This window comes from Acidisarcina polymorpha, assembly GCF_003330725.1.
Classification (GTDB): domain Bacteria; phylum Acidobacteriota; class Terriglobia; order Terriglobales; family Acidobacteriaceae; genus Acidisarcina; species Acidisarcina polymorpha.
Map to the genome: position 1 here is coordinate 3,098,650 of NZ_CP030840.1, position 24,553 is coordinate 3,123,202.

23 protein-coding genes are annotated in these 24,553 nt (G+C 55.3%); 9 read left to right on the top strand and 14 right to left on the bottom strand.

What is annotated here, in order from left to right; genetic code table 11:
* The first annotated feature begins 276 nt into the window (after positions 1–276).
* From ACPOL_RS13240 to ACPOL_RS13255, 4 genes are read left to right on the top strand one after another with little or no spacing between them, the layout of a single operon-like run.
* The gene (locus tag ACPOL_RS13240) at positions 277–984 is read left to right on the top strand and encodes an MlaE family ABC transporter permease (RefSeq protein WP_236657454.1); all 708 of its coding nucleotides are present in this window, start codon (positions 277–279) and stop codon (positions 982–984) included.
* Positions 981–1,721: an ABC transporter ATP-binding protein gene (locus ACPOL_RS13245; RefSeq protein ID WP_114207479.1), complete on the top strand. Its 741-nt coding sequence runs from the start codon at positions 981–983 to the stop codon at positions 1,719–1,721. Before ACPOL_RS13240 ends, ACPOL_RS13245 begins: the two co-directional genes overlap by 4 nt.
* A gap of 2 nt (positions 1,722–1,723) precedes the next feature.
* The gene (locus ACPOL_RS13250) at positions 1,724–2,608 is read left to right on the top strand and encodes an MlaD family protein (protein WP_114207480.1); all 885 of its coding nucleotides are present in this window, start codon (positions 1,724–1,726) and stop codon (positions 2,606–2,608) included.
* A 1-nt stretch (position 2,609) separates the two neighbouring features.
* Entirely contained in the window at positions 2,610–3,089 is a 480-nt protein-coding gene (locus ACPOL_RS13255) for a hypothetical protein (protein ID WP_114207481.1), read from the top strand.
* Positions 3,090–3,197: 108 nt separating this feature from the next.
* Here ACPOL_RS13255 and ACPOL_RS13260 read toward each other — a convergent pair whose 3' ends face one another.
* Both ACPOL_RS13260 and ACPOL_RS13265 read right to left on the bottom strand, forming a co-directional pair.
* The gene (locus ACPOL_RS13260) at positions 3,198–4,124 is read right to left on the bottom strand and encodes a Nif3-like dinuclear metal center hexameric protein (RefSeq protein ID WP_114207482.1); all 927 of its coding nucleotides are present in this window, start codon (positions 4,122–4,124) and stop codon (positions 3,198–3,200) included.
* 54 nt (positions 4,125–4,178) lie between these two features.
* Complete coding sequence (locus ACPOL_RS13265; RefSeq protein WP_114207483.1) at positions 4,179–5,042, bottom strand: Nif3-like dinuclear metal center hexameric protein; 864 nt, start codon at positions 5,040–5,042, stop codon at positions 4,179–4,181.
* A gap of 344 nt (positions 5,043–5,386) precedes the next feature.
* Here ACPOL_RS13265 and ACPOL_RS13270 point away from each other — a divergent pair, with 344 nt between their 5' ends.
* Positions 5,387–5,593: a DUF6582 domain-containing protein gene (locus tag ACPOL_RS13270; RefSeq protein WP_114207484.1), complete on the top strand. Its 207-nt coding sequence runs from the start codon at positions 5,387–5,389 to the stop codon at positions 5,591–5,593.
* A gap of 257 nt (positions 5,594–5,850) precedes the next feature.
* On the top strand, positions 5,851–6,711 hold the full coding sequence (locus ACPOL_RS13275) for an alpha/beta fold hydrolase (protein ID WP_161557331.1): 861 nt from the start codon (positions 5,851–5,853) through the stop codon (positions 6,709–6,711).
* A 524-nt stretch (positions 6,712–7,235) separates the two neighbouring features.
* On the opposite strand, the gene ACPOL_RS13280 is transcribed toward ACPOL_RS13275, so the two are convergent.
* The 6 genes from ACPOL_RS13280 to ACPOL_RS13305 all read right to left on the bottom strand — a co-directional run bounded on the left by ACPOL_RS13280 (position 7,236) and on the right by ACPOL_RS13305 (position 12,855).
* Positions 7,236–8,237 carry an SDR family NAD(P)-dependent oxidoreductase gene (locus ACPOL_RS13280; protein WP_201759209.1) on the bottom strand — a complete coding sequence of 334 codons (1,002 nt, stop codon included), beginning with the start codon at positions 8,235–8,237 and terminating at the stop codon, positions 7,236–7,238.
* 43 nt (positions 8,238–8,280) lie between these two features.
* Positions 8,281–8,739: a cupin domain-containing protein gene (locus ACPOL_RS13285; protein WP_114207486.1), complete on the bottom strand. Its 459-nt coding sequence runs from the start codon at positions 8,737–8,739 to the stop codon at positions 8,281–8,283.
* A 50-nt stretch (positions 8,740–8,789) separates the two neighbouring features.
* On the bottom strand, positions 8,790–10,175 hold the full coding sequence (locus ACPOL_RS13290) for a PQQ-dependent sugar dehydrogenase (RefSeq protein ID WP_114210818.1): 1,386 nt from the start codon (positions 10,173–10,175) through the stop codon (positions 8,790–8,792).
* A 61-nt stretch (positions 10,176–10,236) separates the two neighbouring features.
* Complete coding sequence (locus ACPOL_RS13295) at positions 10,237–11,124, bottom strand: aldo/keto reductase (protein ID WP_114207487.1); 888 nt, start codon at positions 11,122–11,124, stop codon at positions 10,237–10,239.
* Between the two features lie 55 nt (positions 11,125–11,179).
* A complete protein-coding gene (locus tag ACPOL_RS13300; protein ID WP_114207488.1) occupies positions 11,180–12,331 on the bottom strand; it encodes an aldo/keto reductase in 1,152 nt (383 codons plus the stop codon).
* Positions 12,328–12,855: a cupin domain-containing protein gene (locus ACPOL_RS13305; RefSeq protein WP_114207489.1), complete on the bottom strand. Its 528-nt coding sequence runs from the start codon at positions 12,853–12,855 to the stop codon at positions 12,328–12,330. The genes ACPOL_RS13300 and ACPOL_RS13305 overlap by 4 nt, the downstream gene beginning before the upstream one ends.
* 173 nt (positions 12,856–13,028) lie before the next feature.
* Between ACPOL_RS13305 and ACPOL_RS13310 the strand changes: the two genes are divergently transcribed.
* Positions 13,029–13,283 carry a hypothetical protein gene (locus ACPOL_RS13310; RefSeq protein ID WP_114207490.1) on the top strand — a complete coding sequence of 85 codons (255 nt, stop codon included), beginning with the start codon at positions 13,029–13,031 and terminating at the stop codon, positions 13,281–13,283.
* Positions 13,284–13,337: 54 nt separating this feature from the next.
* Here the strand turns inward: ACPOL_RS13310 and ACPOL_RS13315 are convergent, their stop codons facing one another.
* Positions 13,338–14,150 (bottom strand): NIPSNAP family protein, encoded by an 813-nt coding sequence (locus ACPOL_RS13315; protein WP_114207491.1) that lies wholly within the window; start codon positions 14,148–14,150, stop codon positions 13,338–13,340.
* A 335-nt stretch (positions 14,151–14,485) separates the two neighbouring features.
* Between ACPOL_RS13315 and ACPOL_RS13320 the strand changes: the two genes are divergently transcribed.
* Positions 14,486–15,106 (top strand): TetR/AcrR family transcriptional regulator, encoded by a 621-nt coding sequence (locus ACPOL_RS13320; protein WP_161557332.1) that lies wholly within the window; start codon positions 14,486–14,488, stop codon positions 15,104–15,106.
* A gap of 681 nt (positions 15,107–15,787) precedes the next feature.
* Here the strand turns inward: ACPOL_RS13320 and ACPOL_RS13330 are convergent.
* Complete coding sequence (locus ACPOL_RS13330) at positions 15,788–16,348, bottom strand: TetR/AcrR family transcriptional regulator (protein WP_114207493.1); 561 nt, start codon at positions 16,346–16,348, stop codon at positions 15,788–15,790.
* A gap of 85 nt (positions 16,349–16,433) precedes the next feature.
* Here ACPOL_RS13330 and ACPOL_RS13335 point away from each other — a divergent pair, with 85 nt between their 5' ends.
* Positions 16,434–17,477 (top strand): aldo/keto reductase, encoded by a 1,044-nt coding sequence (locus ACPOL_RS13335; RefSeq protein ID WP_114207494.1) that lies wholly within the window; start codon positions 16,434–16,436, stop codon positions 17,475–17,477.
* Positions 17,478–17,986: 509 nt separating this feature from the next.
* Here the strand turns inward: ACPOL_RS13335 and ACPOL_RS13340 are convergent.
* The 4 genes from ACPOL_RS13340 to ACPOL_RS13355 all read right to left on the bottom strand — a co-directional run bounded on the left by ACPOL_RS13340 (position 17,987) and on the right by ACPOL_RS13355 (position 24,548).
* Positions 17,987–19,132 carry a two-component system sensor histidine kinase NtrB gene (locus ACPOL_RS13340; RefSeq protein ID WP_161557333.1) on the bottom strand — a complete coding sequence of 382 codons (1,146 nt, stop codon included), beginning with the start codon at positions 19,130–19,132 and terminating at the stop codon, positions 17,987–17,989.
* 326 nt (positions 19,133–19,458) lie between these two features.
* Complete coding sequence (locus ACPOL_RS13345; protein ID WP_114210819.1) at positions 19,459–20,250, bottom strand: alpha/beta fold hydrolase; 792 nt, start codon at positions 20,248–20,250, stop codon at positions 19,459–19,461.
* A 351-nt stretch (positions 20,251–20,601) separates the two neighbouring features.
* Complete coding sequence (locus ACPOL_RS13350) at positions 20,602–22,137, bottom strand: family 43 glycosylhydrolase (RefSeq protein ID WP_161557334.1); 1,536 nt, start codon at positions 22,135–22,137, stop codon at positions 20,602–20,604.
* A gap of 56 nt (positions 22,138–22,193) precedes the next feature.
* On the bottom strand, positions 22,194–24,548 hold the full coding sequence (locus tag ACPOL_RS13355; protein WP_114207497.1) for a glycoside hydrolase family 2 TIM barrel-domain containing protein: 2,355 nt from the start codon (positions 24,546–24,548) through the stop codon (positions 22,194–22,196).
* Positions 24,549–24,553 lie beyond the last annotated feature (5 nt).

Here is a 24,553-nt window from a genome sequence, read left to right on the forward strand (position 1 = left end):
GCGCTACGCATCGAGCGCTGTTCTTCACGTCGAGGATTGATGTTATCGGTGGTCAACCCGAGCGTTGATTCATTCATCCGTGCACGCCGGCCAAACTGTACCTAGGGCTCCGGCCCAGAGCCACGAAATGCTGTCTTACACATGCGCAGCGAGGACAGCTCATGTTGTTGTGCCTGCCAAGCTGGCGTTCTTACGACGAGAACTGAATGAACGGAGACCGTTCTGAACACTTTTCTTCAGATTGCCGGGGATCTGATCTTTTTCGGATTTGCTGCTTTGATTAGCGGTATTCGCCCTCCTTATGAGTGGCGACAACTGGCCGTTCAGATTGCGGAAATTGGTTGGCGTTCGCTGCCGCTCGTCGTGGCCGCTGGTTTTGCGATCGGCGTCGTCACCACGTTGCATACCAGGAGCACCTTGGTACAGTTTGGCGCCGAAGCACTGATACCAAACCTGCAATCAATGTCTTTCTTCAATGAACTGGGCCCACTGGTGGCGGGACTTCTCGTGGCAGGCAGAGTCGGAGCCGGAATCGGCGCGGAACTTGCCAATATGCGGGTTACCGAACAGATCGATGCCATCGAGACCCTGTCAATCGATTCAGTCAAGTTCCTGGTCGTACCCAGAATTGTGGCCTGTATTATTGCGCTTCCGTTACTCACCCTCTTCGTTGATTTCGCGGGACTGATGGGTGGTTACGCAGCCGAACACTTGAGCTCCCACATCTCGCCCTTGCTCTATACCAGCGAGGCCTTCAAATCAGTACAGATGCCGAACTTTATACCGCCCACTCTAAAAACCGCGGTGTTTGGGCTCATCATCGGTACGGTTTCATGCTTCTTCGGTTACACCATCAACGAGGGCTCATCCGGCGTGCGCCGCGCCTCGACCTCAAGCGTCGTCCTCTCCTCTCTGCTCATCATCTTGAGTGACGTCATTCTGGTTAAACTCATCCTTTTTCTTTTTCCCGAGCAGGCCCTATGAGCGACTCCATCGCAGTAGAGTTCTGCAATGTGTCCAAGCGTTTTCGAGACAGGGACGTCCTCAAGGATATCTCTTTCCAAATCGCGAGAGGCGAAGTGCTTTGCATCCTGGGAAGAAGCGGCGTCGGCAAGAGCATTACGCTCAAACTAATGATCGGCCTTCTCCAGGCAGACAAGGGGGAGGTCCGCATTGGGTCTGAAGACATCTCCCACTTCAACGAAGACAACCTCTCACGAATTCGAAGGAAGATGGGCTTCCTTTTTCAAAGCGCGGCCCTATTTGACTCCTTCAGTGTCGGCGATAATCTAGCGCTGCCGCTCAAACGCCTTGCCAAAGGCAAGTCTCAGGATGAGGTCAACCAGGAGGTTGATGAAGCTCTGCGTCAGGTCGGACTCGAACAAGACAAAGCTAAGATGCCCGCTGAGCTTTCTGGCGGAATGCGCAAACGTGCGGGGCTCGCACGCGCCATGGTTCTCAATCCACAGATATTACTCATCGACGAGCCAGCCAGTGGTTTGGATCCAATTACAGCCTCTGAAATCGACGACCTGCTCCTTGCCGTTAAGAAACAACGCAACACTACGATGGTGATCGTCACCCACGACATCCGCGGCGCACGCAAGATTGCCGACAAGGTAGCTGTTATAGATGGCGGAGCTCTCGTTGCCTTCGGAAGTTTCGCCGATCTTGAACAAAATCAAAACCACACGGTCCGCAAATTGCTTTCGGAGACCTAAGAATGAAACCTTATCGCGGCGCAGTTGCAGCCTTTCTCATCCTCGGCGTTATCTTGTTTGGCATCGGTCTTTTCCTTGTTGGCGACCAGCATAAGGCGTTCAGTCATCATCTCGATTTTTACACAGACCTCGCCGATGTCGACGGTCTCAACTCTGGCGCACACGTGCGTGTCAACGGCTTTGAGGCAGGCGAGATAACGAAGATGGAGATTCCGCAGAAGCCCACGGGCAAGTTCCGACTAAAACTTCACATCGACGGCAAGCTGAAGAGTTTAATTCGCACAGACTCTGTTGTAACAGTTGAAACGGACGGACTCGTCGGGGATAAGTTCCTGCTCATTCACAGCGGGAGCGAAACGGCTCAGCTTGTCCCGGACGGTGGCACGATCCGAGGCAGGGAACCGGTCGAACTATCCGCGATCCTCCAGAAGGTTAGCGGAACCGTCGATCAAGCCAATACGACTATCGTCGACATCAGAACTCGTCTTGATGGCACGCTGGACTCTATCAAAAATACCGTCGATAACACAAACGGGATCGTTACCGGCATCCGCCAGGGACACGGACCCGTCGGCGCCTTGCTCAACGATCAGCAAATAACTAGTGACCTCAAGAGTTCATTGGCCAACACTCGCGTGGTAACGGCAAATCTCAACCAGGTCAGCGTTCAAGCCGGGCAGGTGATGGCTGACTTTCAGTCTCGCGGTCTTATCGCGAAAGCGGATCAAAGTATCGATAATATTCGTCACGCATCCAAAGGAACTGGATCAGGTCAGCCAGCAGGTCAACGTGAATCTCACGCAGGCTTTCGCTCCCGACGCCAGTGGCTATACCGCGGGGGAAAACCTACAGGGAACGCTCTCGAACATCAATACAGCAACCAGTAACATGGCAGACGACACCGAGGCTCTGAAGCACGAATTCTTCTTTCGGGGCTTCTTTAAGAAACGCGGCTTCTACTCACTCGACGATTTGACTCCGACCGGCTACCTTGCCGACCCTTTCTTCCAGACGGCGGCGCATTCACGCGAATGGTTGAACGGCAGCGAGGACTTCGCTGCCGGCAGCGACGGGCATCAGATTCTCACTGAGCGAGGCAAAAAACAGATTGATGCCCTAGCTGGCAGTCAAGGCATCGGCCTACTGAAAAATCCCATCATCATCGAGGGATACTCGAACGATCCTGCGCCCGTCGTGCAACTCCTTCAAGCGAAGGAGCGCGCCGTTCTCGTTAGGCGCTACCTGGAAAACCGCCTCAGAATCGAGGCGAGGGATATCGGCACCATGCCGCTGCAGGCGACTCCGCCCCAGTCGTCCGGCAAGACCATTTTTGACGGTGCCTGCATTGTGCTGCTACGAAAAGCGTAATGAACGAACTATCACATCGTAAGAACACCGCGCCGATGTCGGCGTGAGGTTCTTGCTGTCTCCGTGAATCGACTCGTTTAGTAAATGATATTCGCCTTCTTCACCACTTTAGCTAATTGTTCTCCAGAATGGATCTCCGGATGGGATGAATTGGATGGGCACTTCAGAGATGAAGGTGCGGCACCAGTTAGCGCAGTTCTCCATACCGTATTCCTCCAGTCGGTTGTGGGAGACGATGATAAATCCCCGCATCTGTCCTGACAGCACGCTATCTCTTTCCCATTCGACGTTATCGTTTTCTCTATCTGGTTCGTAAGTGATGGTTACGTCGGCCGAAAGGGGGAAGGCGCCATTCTTAGGTGTCTTATTGCTGCCCTTGCTCACTGTCTTCACTATGAGTTGTGGATCTCCCACGACTCGCACACTATCGCTCTTCAAACGGTGCTTGGTCTCCTTGGCATAGCCTTCCAGAGTCGTGGCGGAAGGTAGCTCAAAGACCTGACGAGCCTCATCAAATTTGTACTTGTCCCAGCCCATGACTTTGATCCAGCCTTCATCGATGCCGTCTGGTTTGCGGGCATGCCAGTGGTCATGAAAACGATGGACAAAGAGGCCGTTGCTCTGAATGAATTCAAGTTTGTGGAGATAGAGCGGGTCAGCCGTTAAGCCGTCATTTCCATCGAGGTTGCTCCAAAATGTCGGTTCATGCGTAAGGACGAGGTTGTTCCCTGCCTTGACAGACTTCTGCAAGACATCAAGAGTTGCCATGAAAGATGTAGTAATCCCGGTGACAATAATGTCGGGGCTGCCGCCGCCCTTGATGGTATCGACCGTGGGCCCCACCCACGGGACATGAACATTTTCCTTTATCCTCTGCATTACCTCGCCTGCTGAGAGCTTCCCCGCTACAACTGCAGGCCTCGCATCCGCGAGGTAGTTGAACGGCGGAAGCCGCAGCCCTATCCCGAAGTTTGACACGACACCCGTTCCCGAAAGACGGACGAAATCTCTCCTGGAAAAATTCTTACTCTTCATCACTCTCCTGTCACACTGCACGGCCAGTCGCTCAGATCATTTACCTTGGCGAGACTAAGGAACCCAGAATGGCTCGCCGGCTGGCTCCCATCTGATAGGGACTTCGGAAATAAACTTCTCCAACCATGATGCCGCCTCGCCATAGCCTGGATCCTCAGACGCTTCCCGGCCGAGAAGGATCATGGCTTTATTCTTCCCTTTCCACGTCAAATAGTCCCGGAAGTATTCACAACTTTCCCACTCGATGGCTTCAGCGATCACGATCAGATCGACGTCTGACTGTTCGTTCAGGATCTGCTGCAATTCTGTGAACTTGAGCATTCCATTCGATATAGAAGCTTTTTGTATTTTGGTTGTGGACTCCCCGATAACGCGCAATGCATGAATATTCAGTGCTTTCTCGATCTCGATAATCCTCTCCTTCAGCGAGGCCTCGGGTAGATGGAAATATTTGTTCTTCCTGGCATAGGGTTCGGCGCCAGCGAGAGAGCCGTTGACGTGGTATTTTTCCCACCCCAAGGCCTTTGCCAGGCCCAATAGCTGTCCGTCTACGCTCCGCGAGTTCCAGTTGTCGTAAAACCTCCAAATCACCAACCTATGTTTCTCGATGTAGTCTCTTTTGTACAGATAGGCTGGATCATTTCGGAAATCATCCTCAACAGACCGTCTGGCAGCATCTGCTCCTAAACTTGCGTGATCATCCCGATAAAAGGCGGGCTGCTGCGTGACAATCATGTTCCTGCCCGCTGCCACGGATCGTTTGAGCACATCGATTGACGGAGTGAACGAGGTCGTAATGCCGGTAACGATCGTGTCAGGACTTCCGGTCTGGAAGACATCGAGCGGTGAATCAATCCAGGTGGACGCGAGTTGTTGTTTTATTCGCCCAGTGATCTGGTGAGCTGTGATCGAAGACATGTGTGCTTCCTGTTTTGGCGCTGGTCACAAACCCAATAGCGATCTGGCCTTTGGGGATCCTTATAGAAGGGTATCTCGGGAGGTGCGTTGGCACCAAGATCGAGAATACCGTCCCTTGGGAGGGGTCGCCAGTTCGGGTTGCGGTCGTCTGCCCAGGAATCTCATTCCCTTTTGACACAATTCTCAAGGTGGGCCTCCGCCCGTGGAGGCCCCGTTGAGAAACATCCTGCGGCGCACGAAGGGCACGGTCAGCGCAGTGTTGAGTCCAACCAGTCGGGACATTGGCTTCCTTCCGATATAACACTTGCCCAGAAATCGCATCTTAGAGGAGCAGGAGGCGGGACATGGCAAAACTAAGCACATCGAAGAAGAACGCCGAGCCAAAGGGCGAATTTGGGCTGCCAGAGGAACGCAAATATCCAATGCCGGACGCCGCTCATGCCAAAAATGCGAAAGCGCGAGCTTCGCAAGCGGAGAATGCGGGTAAGCTGAGTGCGGCTGACAAGAAAAAGGTCGACAGCAAGGCGGACAAAGTTCTCAAGAAGAAGTGAGATCGGCTCCTTTGTACTTGTTTACCCCGTTGGGAGTGAAATCCCTCTTTACTCGCACTGCGCGGACAGTGTTGCGCGGTAAATGGGGTTGAACGACCAGACCACCGAAGCAGATGACAACACTAGCGAAAAGTCGCAAACGTCTCGGTTACCCAACGCCCTCACGAAATTTGATCGCTTCCATTCGGCCATGCGGATTTTTTCCAACATCTATCGTGTCGAATCTGTCTTCGTTCCTAGATGAACAAGGAGAGCGTATGAGCAGTGCCGAAAACTGGGCTAGTGCGACAAATGTCATCGAAGAACACCGCGCCGAGGCGAACGGCCAAACAATCCATTACCTCAGGGCCGGAGTGGGACCGGCACTGGTGCTCGTGCACGGATATCCCGAGTCTTCTCTGACCTGGTACAGGATCATGTCGGAGCTTACGGTGAAATTTACTGTGATCGCACCGGACACCAGGGGAACCGGGCAGTCTTCCTTGGCCGACGGCTTCTCGATCGAAGACATGGCCGACGACATCTATGAACTCGTCAAGTCCCTTGGCTTTAAGGATGTCCGTCTCGTAGGCCATGACTTCGGCGTTCAAATCGTGAGCGCCTATGCGGCAAAGCACCGCGACGATGTGTCGGCACTGGTGGTCATCGAGTCGCCCCTCTCAGGGTTCGGCCTAGAGGAGCTGTTTGCCAGTTTCTGGCACTTCGGCTTCTTGGCATCACCCTTTGCGGAGTTGCTGATTACCGGCAAAGAGAAGGAGTTCTTCAGTGAATTCGCTTTTGGAGACTTCGTCTTCCGCAAAGAAGCCTTTCCGCAGGCGGACATCGATAGGTACATCGCTGACCAGACCCGTCCTGGTCGGCTCAAGGCAGGCTTTGCTTACTACCGCGCTCTGATCGCCGGCAGAGACTTCTTTAGCAAGACAGTGGCACCACCCTGGACCTTCCCGGTACTCGCCATCGACGGCGATCACTCCGTCAACGGACTCACCGCAAAGTCATTCGAACAAGTCGCACCGAAGCTGAGATCGGTCATCGCAGCCGACTGTGGCCACTTCGTGCAGGAGGAGCAGCCGGACTTCTTGGTAAAGACGCTCTTGGACTTCCTTCCCACGGAGTGACGACTACTCTTGGCCAAAACCTTACAAGTTGCGCGGGTCATTGCCTTACTGGAGGTGACCTGAGAACCCCTCACTACGAGAGCAATTTGGAATGTCTTCTCGAGCTGGTCGGGGCCGGTTTCAGTCACCCTCATAGCCTAGTTCCGCACCAGCACCTTGTCCCGACTAGCCTATCGAGAATCGCTGCTCCGAGATATCATCGATCGCGTCGCGGCCATGAGTAAATCTCATTTTGCTCTGACGCGGTTAGGAAACACCCACGGGCGGCTTTTCAGAAAAAGTTGCTCTACCCCAAGAGGACATGGAGATAGCTGAGTCGCCCAATGCACGCGAGTCCAACTCAGACCTCAAATCATCCGCGCATAAGAACCGGAGCATCACGATATGGAATGTATTTCTCCTCATCGCCCGATGATGGGAAATAGGGAGCAAGCGAGCTGATGACGCCGCGGCTCGCGGGCAACCCTCCTTCTGTTGGTCGCTCCCGACGCGCGACATTGTGACTTCCGATCATTGACGTGCCGCTAGACATTGTTGGCGCTGTCACCGCCGGTGACATCGTAGGTCGCGCCTGAAATCATTCGTGCCGCGTCTGACGCAAGGAACACGACGACCGGCGACATCTCTGACGGATCGATCCATGGGACACCGAGAATTGATTTGCTCTGGAGCACCTTACGAGCCGCTTCTTCATCCAAGGCTTTGTCGCCAGTTGGCTCGCGTCCCGCCACTTGCAGAGCTTGCACATAGCGTTCTTCATGGCGCGTGAGCGGTGTATCGATCAATCCTGGCACCAGGCAATTTACGGTGACGCCATGCGGCCCCAGTTCCATCGCCGCAGACTTCATCAAGCCAATGATGCCCCACTTCGATGCTGAATACGCCGAACCGTTCAAGGTGCCGTGTCGTCCCTGAGTTGATGTCGTCATGATGATACGGCCGTGTTTCTGCTGCACCATATACGGCGCAAAGGCACGGAGAGCGTTAGCTGTGCCCGTCAAATTGACGTCGATCTGGATATGCCAATCAGGGTCTTCCATCTGAAGTAGCGGACGGAACGCCTGGATTCCAGCGTTGGCAAAGAGGATATCGATGTGGCCCAACTCCGCGTTCATCTTCTCTGCCGCGATGCGCAGTGCGGGAAGGTCGCGCTGGTCCAGCACGAAGCTTCTCCATTGGACACCTGCGCTCCTGACCATCTCACCGGTCTGATCAAGTTCGGCACGGGTAGCAGGTTCCACGCCCGAACGCGGATCGACGACGGCACAGATGTCGATTCCAACCACGTGAGCTCCGCTCTGCGCCAGAGCCGCCGCTGCTGCGCGCCCAATTCCGCGTGCCGCTCCAGTGACAACAGCTACTCTGCCGTTGAGAATGCCTCCCCAAGGTTCTGTCTTCGCCTGTGTCATCTGACCCTCCATATTGCTGGTGAGTGAAATTGCGCTCAGGGCTGCCGATCCGGCTGCTAGAAAAAACCTGCGCGATATGGCAGCCTTCGCTGCGTGTTGCTTTCTATTGGACGGCATAATCGCCCCTCGTTCCTTGAACATTCGGTTGAGCAGAGATGATTCAATATTCAGATTTCTCGCCGGCAGCAGGAACCGAGGTCGGAACGCCTGGAGTGCCGGCATAGGTAATGAGGAGCACGGTGGGTCCGTCGCCCGACTCGCCTCGGTGAACATCATCCACCGACTCTCCTACGGCTTGCCCCTGGCGAACAACCTGTGTCTTGCCGCTGGCTTTGTCATGCAGCGTAAGAGTGCCTGAGAGCACATAGACGACATTTGGAAATGGATGCGTGTGCCACGGCAGAGCGGCATGTGGTGCTATTGTCAGCTTGATTGTCGTGAGTTGCGGCTGGCCGGTGGGGTAGTGCGTGTAAGGCTTGCAATTCCACGATTGGGTGGTTTGCAGCAAGATTTCCCGGTGACCACTTGCAACGCCATTCGCGCGGGTTTGAGCGAATACCGCTGTGAGAGATGCCAGGACGAGGGCGGTAGTTCCGATCGTGCGGTATCTAGAAATCATGTCGGTCGTCTCCGTGTGGATTGTTCTCTACATAGACTCAATATGTCTCGCTATTTGCCGGTGTAAGATACGCGCCAGACGCTGCGAGAGCCGTCATCTGTAACGTAGAGAGCGCCATCATGACCTACTGCTACCCCTACTGGACGGCCCCATACCTGTCCATCATGGGTGACAAATCCGGTAAGAAAATCCTCATACTCACCAGTGGCTTTGCCGTTTTTCATGGGAACCCGGATGACTTCATAGCCCCCACGGTTCGCACGATTCCAGGAACCGTGTTCGGCCGCGAACCCATCGCCGCCGTATAGGGATGGGAAGGTGGATTTGCTGGTGGGATAGAAGGCCATTCCAAGGGAGGCCATATGGGGCTGAATCAGGACATCCGGAGTAATGACCTTGGATTTGAGTTCTGGATGAGTGCCCATCAATCTCGGATCCTGATGTCCCCCCATATAGAACCAGGGCCAGCCATAGAAGCCGCCTTCTTTGACGGATGTCACATAATCCGGAACGAGATTGTTGCCCAGAGCGTCGCGCTCGTTGGTTGAGCACCAAAGCTGACCGGTAACAGAGTTGATCGCCTCACCGACGCAATTACGAATCCCGTATGCGTATACCTCGACGAATTTGCCTTCTGGGGTGTACTCAAGCACATCGGCCCGATGAAACTCATTGGGATGCGTGTCAGGATCATCGGCATTCGATCCACTTCCAACGGACACGAGCATATGCCTACCGTCGGCGGAGAAGACGACGTCCCGCGTCCAGTGGCCGCCGCCGCGCAGTTGAGCGTAGCCGGGAAGATCGGGCACGATCGTCTCGGGCGCTGTGTTAGCCTTCAGGTCTCCCGGCTTGTAGGCGAATCGGACGACGGTCGTCGCGTTTCCGACGTAGATCCATTGGGGATTCGCGCCTGCGGGATAAAACGCAATACCAAAGGGATGATCGAGGCCGGTAGCGTAGGTGCTGACGGTAGCCGCTTTCCCTTCGGCAGAGACGCCGCGTAGCACCAGTAGAGATCCAGCCTGCGAGTCTGCTACGAAGAGATCGCCGTTAGGTGCAGCATGGATGATGCGGGGCATCACGAAGGTTCCAGAGGTAGGCGCGTGTATCTCTTTTTTGTTTTCGGATCGCTGCATAGGAGCAGCTGCATCGCCACCCGCATACAGCTGAACCGTAAAACCCGCAGGGGCGATCGGCCACGCCCCCTCCGGTCTTTGGACAAGAGAAGGCCCGTTGTCCACTGACTCAGAGGGTTTCGGCTTCGGCAGGTCGGCCACGGTGATCTTCCGTCGGACACCCGGCTTCTGCTGCGTGTAGTCGGCAAAGGCAGCTTGACCGGTGATCGTCTGCTGGGCATGGAGCGCAGACGGAAGAAGCGCTGCGAAGGCGAGAGCAGCGAATGCCTGAAATTTTGCGAAAAGTGGACGTTTCATCATCCTTATCTCCGAATCCGTATTCTTGGCGACCGTCGATCGTGCAATGTTTGACAGTGCCTTAACCACGCAGACTTGCGGGAGGATGGCTTACAGCAGCCAACCTGTCGTATGCAGCCTGAGGAAGCTCGAGGCCGGCGGCAGCGATGTTCTCTTCCAGGTGCTTGGCCGAGGACGTTCCAGGGATAGGCAGGATCACCTTCGAACGCTTGAGCAGCCAGGCCAATGCGACTTGCAAAGGAGTTGCATTAAGATCGTTCGCAAGTTTCTTGATCGCGTCATGTGCCTCCTTTGCCTGACCGAGCGGTGCCCACGGAAGGAAAGCGATGTCGTTCTGCTCGCAGTAATCCACGATGAAGTCAGATTCCGGATCGGCGAAGCTATAACGGTTCTGCACAGAAACAATCGGCACGATCCTGCGTGCCCTCTCCACATGTTCGCGAGTCACATTCGAGAGTGCGACATGGCGGATCTTACCCTCTTCGCGCAGTTCGGCCAGCGCTTCGATCGACGCCTCGAAGGACACGGCATTGTCGGGAGCGTGCAGTTGATAGACATCGATACGATCCAGACGCAGGCGCTTCAAACTTCCCTCGAGTGCTTCGGTGAGGTGTTTTGGGCTGGCATTGTGCGTCCATTGGCCCGGACCCGGTCGCTCCCATCCACCCTTGGTTGCGATCACCAAACCTGCTGGATATGGATAGAGTGCTTCTGCGATTAACTCTTCCGATATGCCTGGGCCATAGGAGTCGGCCGTGTCGATCAGGTTCACGCCGAGTTCGATCGCGAGGCGCAGCGTCGCGAGAGAAGCAGCTTTGTCTGCGGGAGGTCCCCACACGCCTTGTCCTGTAATCCGCATTGCTCCATAACCCATCCGATTTGCTGTAAGATCGCCACCGATGATCAACGTGCCAGCAGCTGCGGCTGAGAGAATCTGTTCCTTATTCATAAATCTGCTCCTTTTTCGTGTCGAAATTTTGAATGGTTGACCTCAGCGCCCGCGCTCAGGCAGGCACTGGCGCATTTTGCTCGATCAGATTCTGAACTTTGAGCTCTGCCCAAAATTGGGCCGGTACCTTGGTCTGCATGGAGGTGTAATCCGCAAGGATCTGCTGCTCACTGCTGGCGCCGACAACAAGAGCCGCAGCGATGTCAGGCGCTGCGGAAAATTGAAGCGCCGCAGTTCGGAGGTCAACACCATGATTACTCGCAACCTCGCGAAGCCTCTTGCGTTTCTCAAGAAACGCCGGCGGAATCTGGTAGGACTCTTTTCCGTAGTTGTAACGCGGACTACCCGAGATAAACCCGGCATTGAGCGATGATCCGATCACGAAAGACACGTTCTTTGCCTTAGCCGCCGGAAACACCTGATCCAATGCATTCTTGTGGTCGATTAGAGAATACTGAGAGGCCAGAAGACATATATCGGGATCCGCAACTTCAAGCAAGCGCATGATTGGCTCTGGCGTGTTGACGCCAATGCCCCAGCCCTTGATCAGTCCCTCTTCCCGCATGCGGGTAAGTTCGGGAAATGCGCCCTTTCGCGCGATTTCGAACTGCTCCTGCCAGGGTGTCGGAAGATATTTGTTATCCGGTGAGATGTCGTGCACGAAGGCAATGTCCAGGCTATCGAGGCCGAGTCTTTGCAGGCTGTCTTCAATGGAGCGTCGCACGCCAGACGCGGTGTAGTCGTAGACCACATCGTTCGGTGACGGAGAAAACGGGAAATACTCCTTATTTTTCGCGGTCTTCGATGCCTTGAGGAGCTTGCCGACCTTCGAAGAGAGGACGAATTCGCTGCGATTCTTATTGTGAAGAAAGTTGCCATACCTACGTTCCGCCAATCCCAATCCGTACCACGGAGCCATGTCGTAATAGCGAACCCCGGCATTCCAGGCGGCTTCGATGGTGGTATACGCATCTCTGTCGGTGACGACCGCGAACTCATTTCCGAGCGGGACCCCTCCGATACCAAACTTGAACGGTGGTTTGTAGTGCCCTTTGTCGGCGCTGCTAACAGTCTGTTCCATGGTGTTACCCCCCTCATTTACGATTAGTGCACTTGCCACTGAAGTTGTTCCGGGCAGAAATACTGTTCCCAGTGCCATGGCACCTCCGTTGACAGCTACCTTCAAGAAGTCTCTTCTCGTGTTCATCGAAATCTCCTCTCTATGTTTTGGGCAGTGGGCTCCCAGAAGTCGTCGGGCAGATTGACAACGATTGGCTCTGGCGTACTTCGCACGACCACCCATCGAAATGAATTCTCTTTCGATGGATTCAGCTCCTGATGTGGCAACCAGCTCGGCACATGCAGAAAGTCACCCGCGCCTACAGCGACCGAGTGCTCCCCGAAGTTGCCCCAGCGCACACAAGCCTCTCCTTCAAGCACGTAAACGACGGTGTCCTGTTCGCCGTGATGGTGAATACCGGTCTTCGCTGAAGGCTCGACCACAAATATGCCCGCCCACAGCGAGGACACGATGCCATTCATTGCTGCAATGGCGGACATCCGTAGCGATCCTGAAGTCTGCTGGGTTTCGCTGCTCAGTTCAGCGGGACGTACGACTCTGATCGCTGAGATCAATTCATATTGAGATCCCATTTGGATTGCGGCTTCCTCTTGCATGACAGCCGGATAAGCGATTGGGGGCGTAAGCGAATCATCGAGTTTGCTTGCCATATGCTCTCCAGGTGGTTCCTAATCTAGCGACGGACAAAGTGTACTGTACCGTACATTACAATCTGATGCGCTTCAAAGGAGATTCGACGCAGCAATAATCCAAGACGTCCGCAAAAAGTCTCAGCAAGTTTTTAAAGTCGGGAGGGGACGCAGCGAGTCGGGGCGATAGTTATTTGATTCTCGAGGGTTTCGCGCCGAAAGTGCCGAAGATCTCGTTCTTAAATCGGATATCTGCAGCTCGCTATCCTTCGGGCAATTTCCACGTCGAACAACCGCCATACGCTACGGATCCTGTGCCAGTTCCAAAAGCGCACCGAATGAAAAATCGCGATTTTGACGCGGCCAAGGAGAACAACCCTCCTGGAAAGGCGAGAGCTGATGTCTTCCTGAAATCACTTGCCGAACTCAAGGGTGCTGAAATTCACTAGTCGGCATGGAGTCCTACCTCGTCAGAAAGACTCTTTGTCGTTACCGAAATCGCCCTAGACCTGCGAACAAGCTAGAGGATGAAGCACGAGGCTTGTCACATTTGACACCGTCGGCGGGTTTAGATTGAACCTCGAATCGGCAGAAAGTTTCTTCCAATCGGGATCGGCGGAGAACTTTTCCCAATCCGCCTCAAGCGACGTCATGTCAGGAAAGCTGAGCATATAGGTAAGATTCGGAAGATTCGGTCCAACCAATGCGTCGGCGTAGAAAACTCCCGTGGCGCCGGCTTTTGCGAAAATGCCGAACTCGCCGTTATGAAACATCTCCACCTTACGGACGTGATCCATGTTTGTAGGCGACTGATACTGGCGAAGGTGATAGATGCGTTTTCCCTTGGCTGAGGCGGACGCTGGCGGAGTGACCTTGGGATATCCCGGGAACGCCCGCAATAGGGTACTTTCGATACGAATGAAGGGGGGCGTGGCTGCGGGAGCATCCCAGAACGGCGCAGCGGCCTTCAGGAACAAGTCGTCATTCGCCAACTCGAGGTCAGCTGTAACCAGGGTCTCGATCTTCAGACTTGGCATCAGCAGGTAATAGGACGGGCTGTCCGGCCCAAAATAAACGGAGAATGCACCGACCGGCCCAATGCCAAGCCGGTTCAGTGCCGGAATGAGTGCATCGGCAAAGAAGTCAGTGGTGAGCTTTACGCCCGGTCCACTCGCCAGATGGTACCGGCGCAGATCCATATATTCCGGGGCAGATATGTTCGCAGCAGGCTCAGTTTGAGCAAGGAGATCGCCCGCAGCGGCAAGCGAGAGGGTCGAAGCCGCGAAAGAACTGGAAAGAAAAGTACGACGGTCCAAATGAAGTCTCCTTGGAATTAGATAACCGCGGTCTGAACAAAATTTTGGTGCGACCACCGACAACGTTCTTCGCGCAGCTAAAAGGAAGGACGGTTATCCGAGAAGTGCCGGCAGCATCGGTCGTATGCCAATTCTCCGTCTGTACCGCCTTTCGTTTTCCTCAGCGTACTGTACAGTACGTTACAATAGAACAGCAGTTTACTGCAAACGTACAAGGCTCGAAGGCCGGATTGGTGAAGCAACAGCTTGTGTGAATACGGCTCGAACGGCGGGATGCAGGCTTAAGACTGCGTGGAACATTTTGGATGCATTCACACTTAAAGCGGGAGAGACGGATGCCTAAGAAGCGGTCGCGAGGGGACATTCGAAGCAGTAAGCTTCAGAACGTGGCAGCTGATTTGTTTTTAGAACGCGGCTATGAGGGCGTCTCCATTGACAAAATCGTCGAGTTGGCCGGCGGTTCGAAGAGTACGATTTACAGCGAATTCGGTGGAAAGTGCGGCCTGTTCATCAGTAGTATCGAGCACCTGTGTCGGGAGGCGAATGAACCGCTCGCGGAGATTGATTACACAGGATTGAGCCTTGAAGCTAGTTTGAAGAAGCTTTCCTTTCATATCCTGAAGCTCATCACCGCGAAGCGGTCCGTGGAACTCCACCGTCTCGCCATTGGCGAGGCCGCGAACTGTCCGGAAGTAGGCGAGGCATGGTATACGTATGGTCCCGCTCGAACAGCCTCATTCATCCGATCGTTGCTGGAAAGCCACAAGGAAGAGTTGCCGAAGACACCGATTCCAATGGAACGGATAGCGGTACTTCTTCATGACTCATTGACAGGAGACGTGCTTTACCGTCTTTTGGCAGGAGTTGGTAAACACGAAAACGATGCCGAACTCGAGCGCTTAGCTTGCGCCGCCGTCGACGTCATTCTCGGAACTGTTAGCCTCCGCAGAATCTGACTCCGCGACAACACGGTCATCCTCGAAGGGGGATAATTATAGGAGGTGACCCTTGCTTATGCAGGTCCGGACGGCTTTTCCGGTGATCGCGCTCTGCAACGCTTCTGAACCTATGGCACTGCTCGCTCGACACGTGCAGAGTCCACTCCAGGGATCTGGCGTATATCGGCTGGCGTAGCCATGGACAAGTATGTTCCGGGCACTACTTCCTATCCGCCGCGTCGCGTCTTTTCAAACACAGGTGGATGCCTGCGCGGAAGCAGTTTCTGCACTCGGCGGCAAGTATGAGCCTACCGAAACTCTGGCTCGCTGGCTGCAGCGCTATCTGGACTTCTTCACGACGAAGCGAGGGCTTGCCACCGCGCTTCATTCAGGTGACCCAGCCTACGCCCCACTGCCGACTTACTTCGAGAAGCATCTGCATCCGGCTTCAAGGATTACTGGACACAACTGTGGGCGAAGGCTCTGCGAGCCGATATCGAAGCCGAAGAACTACTGCGATCGGTCGCAAGTCTCTGCCGAAGCCGACATACCGAAGAGCCCGCCTACGCCCGAAAGTTGGTTGACCTGCTCGTGGATGGCCTGCGCTACCGAGGTGAGTCCGCGCACCGAAAGTCCTAAAGGCGAACACTCTAAATTCCGTGGGCAGAGGCGCGCTAGGCTTGGGTTTTGTGTACGTCTTTACTCACGATTTTGACCCAAGCCACGAAAGGCGAGCGTAAGAATTCTCTTAATCCGCGCCTCTCCGACTGGCGTAGGGGGAATTCGCCACAGCAGTCCTATGAATACTAGGAAGTCTTCGGGGTCGGTTCCAGGATGAATCTCGCCCGAACTCTCACATGCACGCATGAGCTGGCGGACCGCACCCAACATGGGCGTATAGGTCTCTCGAATATCCTGATCTGATTGTGCCGCATGAACGATATCTGCAACTCCATATTTCATCTTTAATGACTGCGCGAACCGATCGCACCAAGTTCGAAAAGCCTTGAGCGGTGTGTGCTTGCCCAACAGCGTCGGAGCAAGCGCCACCAACGTATCAATCTCTTTCCGATACACCCCAAGCACCAAGGATTCGCGGCTCGGAAAGTGACGATAGAGCGTACCGGCTCCAACTCCGGCAGCCTTAGCGATGGAGTTGAGGGATGCCAACGGATCAGCGGCGAGCGAGTCGCGCGCCACATCCAGGATGCGGTCTCTGTTTGCACGCGCGTCGGCGCGCAGAAGTTCGTCGTCGCCCATAACCTTCCTTGACTAATCGGAGAGTTCTCCGTTAAGCTCCACGATAACCGGAGAGTTATCCATTTCTATCCGGTTTGGAGGAAAGATGCAATATAGAAAGCTTGGCAACACCGGTCTGGACGTCTCTCCTATTTGCATCGGATGTATGGGATTTGGTGATCCCGCCCGCGCCTACCCTAGTTGGTCACTCGACGAGGAAGCGAGCCGTGCGCTGATCCGCCACGCAATCGAGGTGGGAATCAACTTCTTCGACACCGCCAACATGTATTCAAACGGGGGGAGCGAGGAGATTGTGGGTAGGGCGCTAAAGGATTTCACCAACCGCGATAGTGTTGTCATCGCCACCAAGGTAGCTCCGGCTACGCATAACGGCCCCAACGCTATTGGGCTGTCGCGGAAAGCGATCATGACAGAGATTGACCACAGCCTGCGGCGGCTTGGCACCGACTATGTCGATCTGTATCAAATTCATCGTCGCGATCAGCTCACTCCTTGGGAAGAAACCCTAGAGGCACTTCACGATTTGGTCAAAATGGGCAAAGTGCGCTACCTCGGCGCTTCTTCCATGAAGGCATGGGAGTTCAGTAAAGCGTTGCACCTCCAGAAAGCAAATGGATGGGCACGCTTTGTATCCTTACAGGACACCTACAATCTCCTCACGCGCGAAGAAGAACGCGAGATGCTTCCGCTGTGCATCGATGAAGGTGTTCAGACTGTCGTTTACAGTCCGCTGGCGCGCGGCCGCCTCGCTCGATCGTGGGGAGAAAGCTCGGCAAGGTCGGAAACTGAAGCCGCCGCCGGTCATAGCGACGACACAAACGCGGAAAGCGATCAAAGGATCGTCGAGGCTGTGGGCGCAGTCGCCACAGAACGTGGCGTGAGCCCAGCGAGCGTTGCATTAGCTTGGCTTCGTACCAAGCCTGTCGTTGCCGCGCCCATCGTAGGTGCACTCAAGATCAAGCACATCGACGATGCCATCGCGTCGCTCGCGGTCAACTTGACGGATGAAGAGGTTGGCCGGCTGGAGTCGCCTTATACGCCGCGTGTGGATTATCAAGGTGTATCTGACCCAGCCATGCTGACCCGTGCGGTGGAGGCGACAACCGGATTTCGGGCATCCGCCCCCTGAAATCGAACGGGTCATCGGTCCTACCCGGACCTGTTTACCGGCGCCAGCACGGAAACAAAGGCGTCTGCTACAGGACACGAACCTGGAAGGAGACATGCTTTTACCAACTACGACGATATCGTCCCGGACCATATCAACCCGAAAGGTATGGGTGGGGCCTGGCGTGACGACCATCGTTCAAACGCGGAGATGCGCAAGCTCCTCAATCGGAAAATCACGGACCAAAATAGGCGGTGCGCACTTATGGGAGGTTCAGGACGGAAAAATAGCAGGACTTAAGGTCTTCTTAGAGAACGAGACCATGAAAGCTTCCGTTTCCTCCTCCACATAGGCCCCCTTCAGTTTCTAGGAAGCGGCATGCCGTTCGCTGGAGGCTCTGAACCAGTGAAGGATTCCAATAAGTCAGAAGATATTTTTTGCGGGTACTTATGCTCTCGCAATGAGCGGTGCGATTCAGTCGGACGGCTTCGCCTTTGAATCCAATTGGCGGTCTGACTTGTTCCACAGATTCACGGTGAACTATTTTCTGATCCGCTGTTCTTGAAGCTGAGCATGCAGGCTGTCCCGCTTCGTTGCGACGTCGTGCTGGTCCTTATGCTGATTGTTCCATCATTCTTGGTGACGAGATCCCTCGCGATCCAGAGTCCTAGCCCCGTTCCACCAATGCCTTTCGTGGAAAAGAACGGTTCGAATACGCGTGACAGAATGTCGGGCGGCATCCCGGTGCCGGTGTCCGCGACGAGTATATGGATTCGGCCACCTGCGATTGATGCGGCCGATACCTCACGAACACGAACGCTCAGCCTGCCGCCTGAACGCATGGCATCGAAGGCATTGCTGATGAGATTGACCAGAATTTGACGCAGTTCACCCTCGTAGCACCTGAGAGTGAGCCCGGACTCGCACTTCACGACCGCCTCCACCCCTGCATTCGCTAGCCGTGCGCGATAAAGGCCAAGGACGGACTCAAGCAACGCTCGAAGGTCGACCACGGTTCGACGGCTGCTCTGTTTATGAAAGCGCAACGTGTGCGTTGCGATGTGCGACACCCTCGCCAACTCCTCCTGTGCCGTATCCACGAGCTCCTTCTGTTTAGGATCTGTGACACTCGACGCGAGGATGTAGAGAAGGTTCGTCACGGCTTCGAGTGGATTGTTGATCTCGTGGGCGATGGAACTGGCAAGTCTACCAACGGAAGCCAGCTTCTCATTCTGGATGAGCGCCTGTTCGGTGCGCTTCCGAGCCGTGATGTCGCGGATGATGGCGGAAAAGGCGACGAGAGTTCCCGGTGCTTCCATATGAGGCGTCAGGCTCATCGATATATCCACCTGCTCCCCTGAAGCGCGAAGACCCATGATATCCAGCATGAACTCGTCGCCGCGTCGCAAGTTTGAGATTCCTTCGCTCACATCAGCGAGAACGTCGGGAGCAAACAAGCAGTCAAATCGGCGTCCCCTGCACTCCTCTATTCGATAACCGAAAATCTGTTGTGCGCCGTTATTCCAGCTCTCTATCAGACCTTCCGCAGAGAACCGAATGATGGCGTCCGACGATCTGCGAACAATCTCGACAACTTGTTCCGATTCTCTACGCGCGCGGAGCAACTCCGCCTCGTACAAGCGGCGTTGCTTTGCGCTGAAGACTGCCAAGAGCATGTCTGACTCTCGAACGACAGCATTAACCAACACTGGTCGGTGCGTATGGTCGGCGAGCAGCATATCAAATGCGATCTCTTCAAGGGAACCGCGCAGGAGTAGGCTAGGCAGGAAGTGGGTTTCGTAGAAGATCGCACTGCCCCGCGTTAGAATCTCGCTGAAATGCCTGCCCGCTAAGCTCGCAATGCTTGGATCGACAGCAAGGATCTCACTTAGCGCCCGGTTTGCGAAGAGTACTTGTCCATTCCGCGAGAGGATGAGACAACCGCACGGGAGAGCGTTGAGCGCTTCACGATCAATACCCGGCCCCTGGGGGAGACCATCTTTCAGGTGAGAAACTTGCGGACTTCCTTGATGACTTCTAGGGGCGCGCTCATGTGCGGACAGTGGCCCGTCGCGTCCATCATCACGAGTTGACTGTTTGGAAGCCATTCGTGAACGTATTTTCCCACGCTCGTGCCTGCAATGACATCCCTCTGGCATTGCAGTACCAAGGTTCTCGTCTTCACTTTGGGCAGATCGGCACGATTGTCCGAAAGAAACGTCACTCGCGCGAAGTGATTTGCCAGGAACGGGTCCATCCGGCAGAAGCTCGCTTCCAGTTCTCCGGCAAGTTCGGGAGTCTCTGGGTTCCCCATAATGGCTGGTGCCATCGTGGCCGCCCACGCGACGTGATTACTCTCCAAGGTATCGAGCAGGCTTTCCACATCGGCACGCTGCATGCCCCCTTGGTAATCGCCCGAGTTGATATAGCAAGGGGACGGGCCGATCATGGTCAGCGTTTTGAAGCGGTCGGAAGCGTCGATGGAGGCCAGGGCGCCAATCATGGCACTTACAGAATGCCCCACGAAATGAGCATCTCTCAAGTTCAGCTCTTCCATGATGTCGAGCACGTCCAACGCATAACCGTGGAGTGTGCTGTAGCGGCTTGTGCTGAAAGCGGTCGCATCCGACTCCCCTGAACCGACGTAATCGAACAGCACCACCTTGTAATCGTCCAGGAAGGCAGGATAAACGTGTCGCCACATGCTCTGATCGCAGCCGTATCCGTGCGCAAACATGATCGTCTGTTCGCCACTACCAAGAACCTTTACGTTGTTGCGGTGAATTGCGGTCATACGCGCCATGTCCCTCATAGTTTATTGCAACGGCGCGACGTCAGACGCCATATCTATGGAAGAAGCTTAACGCTGTCCCGGGAGGCGCCTTGCTAAGGGTACTCCGTGGCTTCATCGATCCGGTATGCCGTTGAAAGACGTAAGGCGGCTGCAGTCAGTGACGAGAGCCTGAGCAACTGTTTCTTCCACGGGCCTGAGGTCCAAAAGGCCTTCAAGTCGGCGCCTGCGTCAACGGGCCCCTCATTGCAATCGCTAAAGTGCATGGACAGTATGCGAGACGATCAGCTAGTCGGAACCTCCGGGCGAATGGGCTCTCTTCGATGTATCGCCACTGAATACGAAAGAATTTTGTTATTCCGGCCAATACTTCCAATTCGTAAAGGTCGCAGATCCTGAGCCGCATGCATACAAGGCAGGCCTTAGATCAAGGAAGCCACCAATAGCGTTCTGCTGGTAACTCGCGACGTCAATTGACTCTCGGACGTGTGTCCATTTGCCTGAAGTCGTTCCGTCGCCAATGCGATAGTAGAAGTCCGCGACCTGATCGATGTTGACGATCCGCACAGTCGCTCGTCGACCACTCAACAGGAACGTCTTTGAATACGAGTTCGCGTTCGGGTCCGAGGTGAGGCGCAAGCCGCAAATATGATTACTGTCATAGAACAGGATCAGTCCGGCCTCGCACCCCTGCGTGACCTCAACATCAACCTCGACAACGTAACTCGGGTGCATGGCAGCACGTGTGAGCGGCGATGTGGTCTGAATGCTGTCGCCGTAAGCGGCGAGTGTAAGTGAACCATCCGAGAGGTGGAAACGGTTCAGATCGTAGCCCTTCCAGAACTGCCATTGAGGATCAAGGTTGGTACCGGCGAACGCGGGAGCTGTGTCCCTTAGCGATTCGGGCTCCAAGTGAGCTTTGTAGATTTGGCCCGCTGCGGAGACACCATCGCGCACCTTGTACCAGCCATCCTCAGTCCAAACGATGGGCAGCAGCAGGACTTGGCGGCCAAGATTCTGGGCGCCGTTCTGGTAGGAATGGAACGTCATCCACCATGAGCCATCCGCGTCGTCGACAAGGCGTCCGTGGCCCTGCGACCACCATTTCTCGGCCCTGCTGCGGGTGTGAATAATGGGATTGTGTGGCGACCAATCCCAAGGGCCATCGATGTTGCGGCTGCGGGCAGATAGCACCATGTGGCTTGTAGCCGGTCCGGAAGTTCCCCCTTCGGCCACGGTCAGATAGTAGTAGCCATTGTGGAAAAGCAGCTTGGGTGCTTCCAGACACTCGCATTCCACCTGCCAGTTGTCCGGTATGGTCCAAGGCGTCAAAACCTTACGCGGCGGTTCCTTCACGGATAGGCCATCATCTGCAAGATCAGCCATCTCACCGCCTGCGAGATAGAGAACACGTCGGCCTTCGGGAGTCGCTCCGTGGGTGGGATCGATCCCGCCCAGACCGAGGGAGATTGGCTTGCTCCATGGTCCCAACGGATGCGTTGCGTGTATGACGAAGATCTTGCCGTCGCAGGGATAGTAGATGTAGAACAACCCCTTGTATTCGCACAGAAAAGGCGCCCAGACCGCACCGTAGTATGCATTGAGCGCTGCGCCCGCAGCCGTCCAGTGCACCAAGTCGCGTGAGTGCCAAATCAGCAGACCGGGCGAATAGTGGTCGGTGGTATGAACCAGATAATAGTCATTGCCGACGCGGATCGCACCCGCATCGGGGTGGTCGCCGGCAATCACAGGATTGACATAGGTCTTCGCACCGTCCGAGGCCAGCGACGAGGCGAGAGGCATCCCTGACCATGTGGATAGAACCCCGCCTGCCGCAGCCGATCCGCCAAGCCTAACAAATTCTCGTCGCGACGGAGAATACCTGCTCATAAAACCCATCCCATAGGCTCATAGTTTGCAGTCTTGACGAACTCAGCTCATCCTACTCATCTCATGCTCTTCGTAGATAGCTGAGACTGCGTTACATTCGGCAGACGCGCCGCATTACGCAAATCGTGGTCGCCGGCAGGCATCAGTCGCAGGACGTAAGAAAATTCCGTTGGATCGGACCAGACCAGGTACTGCGGCAGAGGCTTCGGCCCGCAACTGTTGGAGCCCACGCCCAGCGTACGCGTGTCCAGCGTTAGCACCGTCGATGTGCTTGGCGGCAAATCTTCGGCATGAGCCGGCTTGTCGAGATCTTCATCCCGGAGAGGCAGAGCCGAAACCTGCAGCAACTTACCCTCACTGACGACCACCAGCGACGGAAGGCCGCTGCTACCCAGCGCAGCCCAGCGGACGTCTTCATGATTGCCCGCCTCCATCGGCTTCGGATACGGTGTCAGTTGTTCCTGCACGGTGCTGGAATACAGACCCACGTCCGACCCTCGGTCGCGGTCGGAGTAGTTTTCCATGGGTCCCCGTCCTAGGTAGGTGAATCGGTCATAAGTCTTGTTGAGCATCAGGCGCACGCCGATCCTTGCCAGCGGAATCCTCTCACCCGAAGGCACAAAGTTGCTCTTCACCGCGATCGAGCCATCGCCCGAAACGGTGTACGCAGTTGTGTATGTTACCGACCAATCCTCGTGGCCCTGCTCTAGCAACATCGTCTCCACGAGCACACGCGAATCACTCAGCTGAGTCGCCTTCATGCTCTTCACGGTTGTCTGCATCTCATTGATGCCGTACTTGTCCCATGCCTTTGCAGCCCATTGGTCGTCGTTGCGATGGGGTGCACGCCACAGATGGAGCTTGGGTCCGCCACCCTCCACCAGCAGGGACACCCCGCCCCGCTCGATCTGCGAGATTGTCCCATGCGCCTTGTCAAATGCAACTTGGAACGAGTTACCTGTGACGGTAATAGCCTTCATATCCTCGGCGAGCGTCAAGGATGCAGGTTCGGTCGACTGCGCGATCTCCTCGGTTGCCACGATTGGGACGGGCATCAGAAACTGCTCTGTCGCGACCGGATACCCCGCATCTGCCCAAAGCTCCGGCGTTGCAAGCTCAAAGGAGAGCTGGAGAAAGTACTCGCGCCCCGGCTTCCGGGACACAGGCCGGATCGGCAGCGTCACCTCAGAGCTCGCGCCTGGTGCCACATCGATCGGAGCAAGTGTGCCACCGTCAATCGTCACACCGTCTTCGCTCAAGGTCCAGCGAGGGACGAACTTGTTTAGGTTTGTAAATGCATACCTGTTCCGAATGCCTATCTTCCCGCGATCGAGAGCAATCGGCGTAAAGCTTACCCATTGATAGGCGCGCTTCAGTTCAGGGTAGTGAGGCTTCAGTGTGCGGTCGGAGAAGACAACGCCCTTGTGGATGAAGTATTTGTCGTTCGGGAAATCACTAAATCCGCCGCCATACGCCATGTATTGGTGATTCGGATCGCGACCATTCCAGAGCCCCTGGTCTTCCCATTCCCAGATCGCTCCCCCCATCAACGTCGGATACTTGTCGAAGAGATCGTTGTAATCGCCCACCGATCCCATGGAGTTATTCATAGCGTGCGCGTACTCGCAAAGATAGAGCGGTTTGGTGCGCTTGGGATCCTCACCCGCCGCCTGCAGTTCCTGCGGATTGGTGTACATGTGGCTTTCGATGTCGGTGGGCAGGTTTGCGCCTCCGCCAAATGGCTCATAGTGCGTAGGTCGTGAAGTGTCAATCGCCCGCACCGCCGCGAGCGCGGTACGGAAGCTGCTGCCGCCGCCACATTCATTGCCCAGCGACCAGATAACCACGGAGGGATGATTCTTCAGGTTTTCTACATTCGCCACGTTGCGGTCGACGATACTCGGCTCGTAGCGCGGCTCCCGATCCAGCACGTTCATGTAACCGTGGCACTCGACATTCGCCTCCGCCACAAGGTAAATCCCGTATTCGTCCGCAAGCTCATACCAGCGGGGATCGTCCGTGTAGTGGGAGGTGCGCACGTGATTGGCATTCACCTGCTTCAACAGTTTCAGATCGCGGATCATGCGGTCTTCCGAGACATAGTGACCGGTATCGGGCCAGTTCTCGTGACGATTGGCGCCCTTCAGCTTCACAGGCACGCCATTGATCATGAAGATCGCGTTCTTGATCTCGATCTTACGGAAACCGGTGCGCGCCGAGAGCATCTCCGCAGGCACTGCTTCACCGCTGCTCAAAGACAGCAGCACGGTATATAGATTCGGCGTCTCAGCCGTCCATTTTGCAGGATTCGCCACGGGGAGCGAGGCCGAAACCTGCCGCTCCTCACCTGGCCCCAGCGCGGGAACTTCGACCGTTGCCCGCGCGACGCTGTTCGCCTGTCCACGTGGCATAACCT

Bases quoted from the DNA above. Each gene is read 5' to 3' on its own strand.
- ACPOL_RS13245 (WP_114207479.1), top strand. From the start codon at position 981: ATGAGCGACTCCATCGCAGTAGAGTTCTGCAATGTGTCCAAGCGTTTT.
- ACPOL_RS13250 (WP_114207480.1), top strand. From the start codon at position 1,724: ATGAAACCTTATCGCGGCGCAGTTGCAGCCTTTCTCATCCTCGGCGTT.
- ACPOL_RS13255 (WP_114207481.1), top strand. From the start codon at position 2,610: ATGGCAGACGACACCGAGGCTCTGAAGCACGAATTCTTCTTTCGGGGC.
- ACPOL_RS13260 (WP_114207482.1), bottom strand. From the start codon at position 4,124: ATGAAGAGTAAGAATTTTTCCAGGAGAGATTTCGTCCGTCTTTCGGGA.
- ACPOL_RS13265 (WP_114207483.1), bottom strand. From the start codon at position 5,042: ATGTCTTCGATCACAGCTCACCAGATCACTGGGCGAATAAAACAACAA.
- ACPOL_RS13270 (WP_114207484.1), top strand. From the start codon at position 5,387: ATGGCAAAACTAAGCACATCGAAGAAGAACGCCGAGCCAAAGGGCGAA.
- ACPOL_RS13275 (WP_161557331.1), top strand. From the start codon at position 5,851: ATGAGCAGTGCCGAAAACTGGGCTAGTGCGACAAATGTCATCGAAGAA.
- ACPOL_RS13280 (WP_201759209.1), bottom strand. From the start codon at position 8,237: ATGCCGTCCAATAGAAAGCAACACGCAGCGAAGGCTGCCATATCGCGC.
- ACPOL_RS13285 (WP_114207486.1), bottom strand. From the start codon at position 8,739: ATGATTTCTAGATACCGCACGATCGGAACTACCGCCCTCGTCCTGGCA.
- ACPOL_RS13290 (WP_114210818.1), bottom strand. From the start codon at position 10,175: ATGAAACGTCCACTTTTCGCAAAATTTCAGGCATTCGCTGCTCTCGCC.
- ACPOL_RS13295 (WP_114207487.1), bottom strand. From the start codon at position 11,124: ATGAATAAGGAACAGATTCTCTCAGCCGCAGCTGCTGGCACGTTGATC.
- ACPOL_RS13300 (WP_114207488.1), bottom strand. From the start codon at position 12,331: ATGAACACGAGAAGAGACTTCTTGAAGGTAGCTGTCAACGGAGGTGCC.
- ACPOL_RS13305 (WP_114207489.1), bottom strand. From the start codon at position 12,855: ATGGCAAGCAAACTCGATGATTCGCTTACGCCCCCAATCGCTTATCCG.
- ACPOL_RS13320 (WP_161557332.1), top strand. From the start codon at position 14,486: ATGCCTAAGAAGCGGTCGCGAGGGGACATTCGAAGCAGTAAGCTTCAG.
- ACPOL_RS13330 (WP_114207493.1), bottom strand. From the start codon at position 16,348: ATGGGCGACGACGAACTTCTGCGCGCCGACGCGCGTGCAAACAGAGAC.
- ACPOL_RS13335 (WP_114207494.1), top strand. From the start codon at position 16,434: ATGCAATATAGAAAGCTTGGCAACACCGGTCTGGACGTCTCTCCTATT.
- ACPOL_RS13340 (WP_161557333.1), bottom strand. From the start codon at position 19,132: ATGCTCTTGGCAGTCTTCAGCGCAAAGCAACGCCGCTTGTACGAGGCG.
- ACPOL_RS13345 (WP_114210819.1), bottom strand. From the start codon at position 20,250: ATGACCGCAATTCACCGCAACAACGTAAAGGTTCTTGGTAGTGGCGAA.
- ACPOL_RS13350 (WP_161557334.1), bottom strand. From the start codon at position 22,137: ATGAGCAGGTATTCTCCGTCGCGACGAGAATTTGTTAGGCTTGGCGGA.
- ACPOL_RS13355 (WP_114207497.1), bottom strand. From the start codon at position 24,548: ATGCCACGTGGACAGGCGAACAGCGTCGCGCGGGCAACGGTCGAAGTT.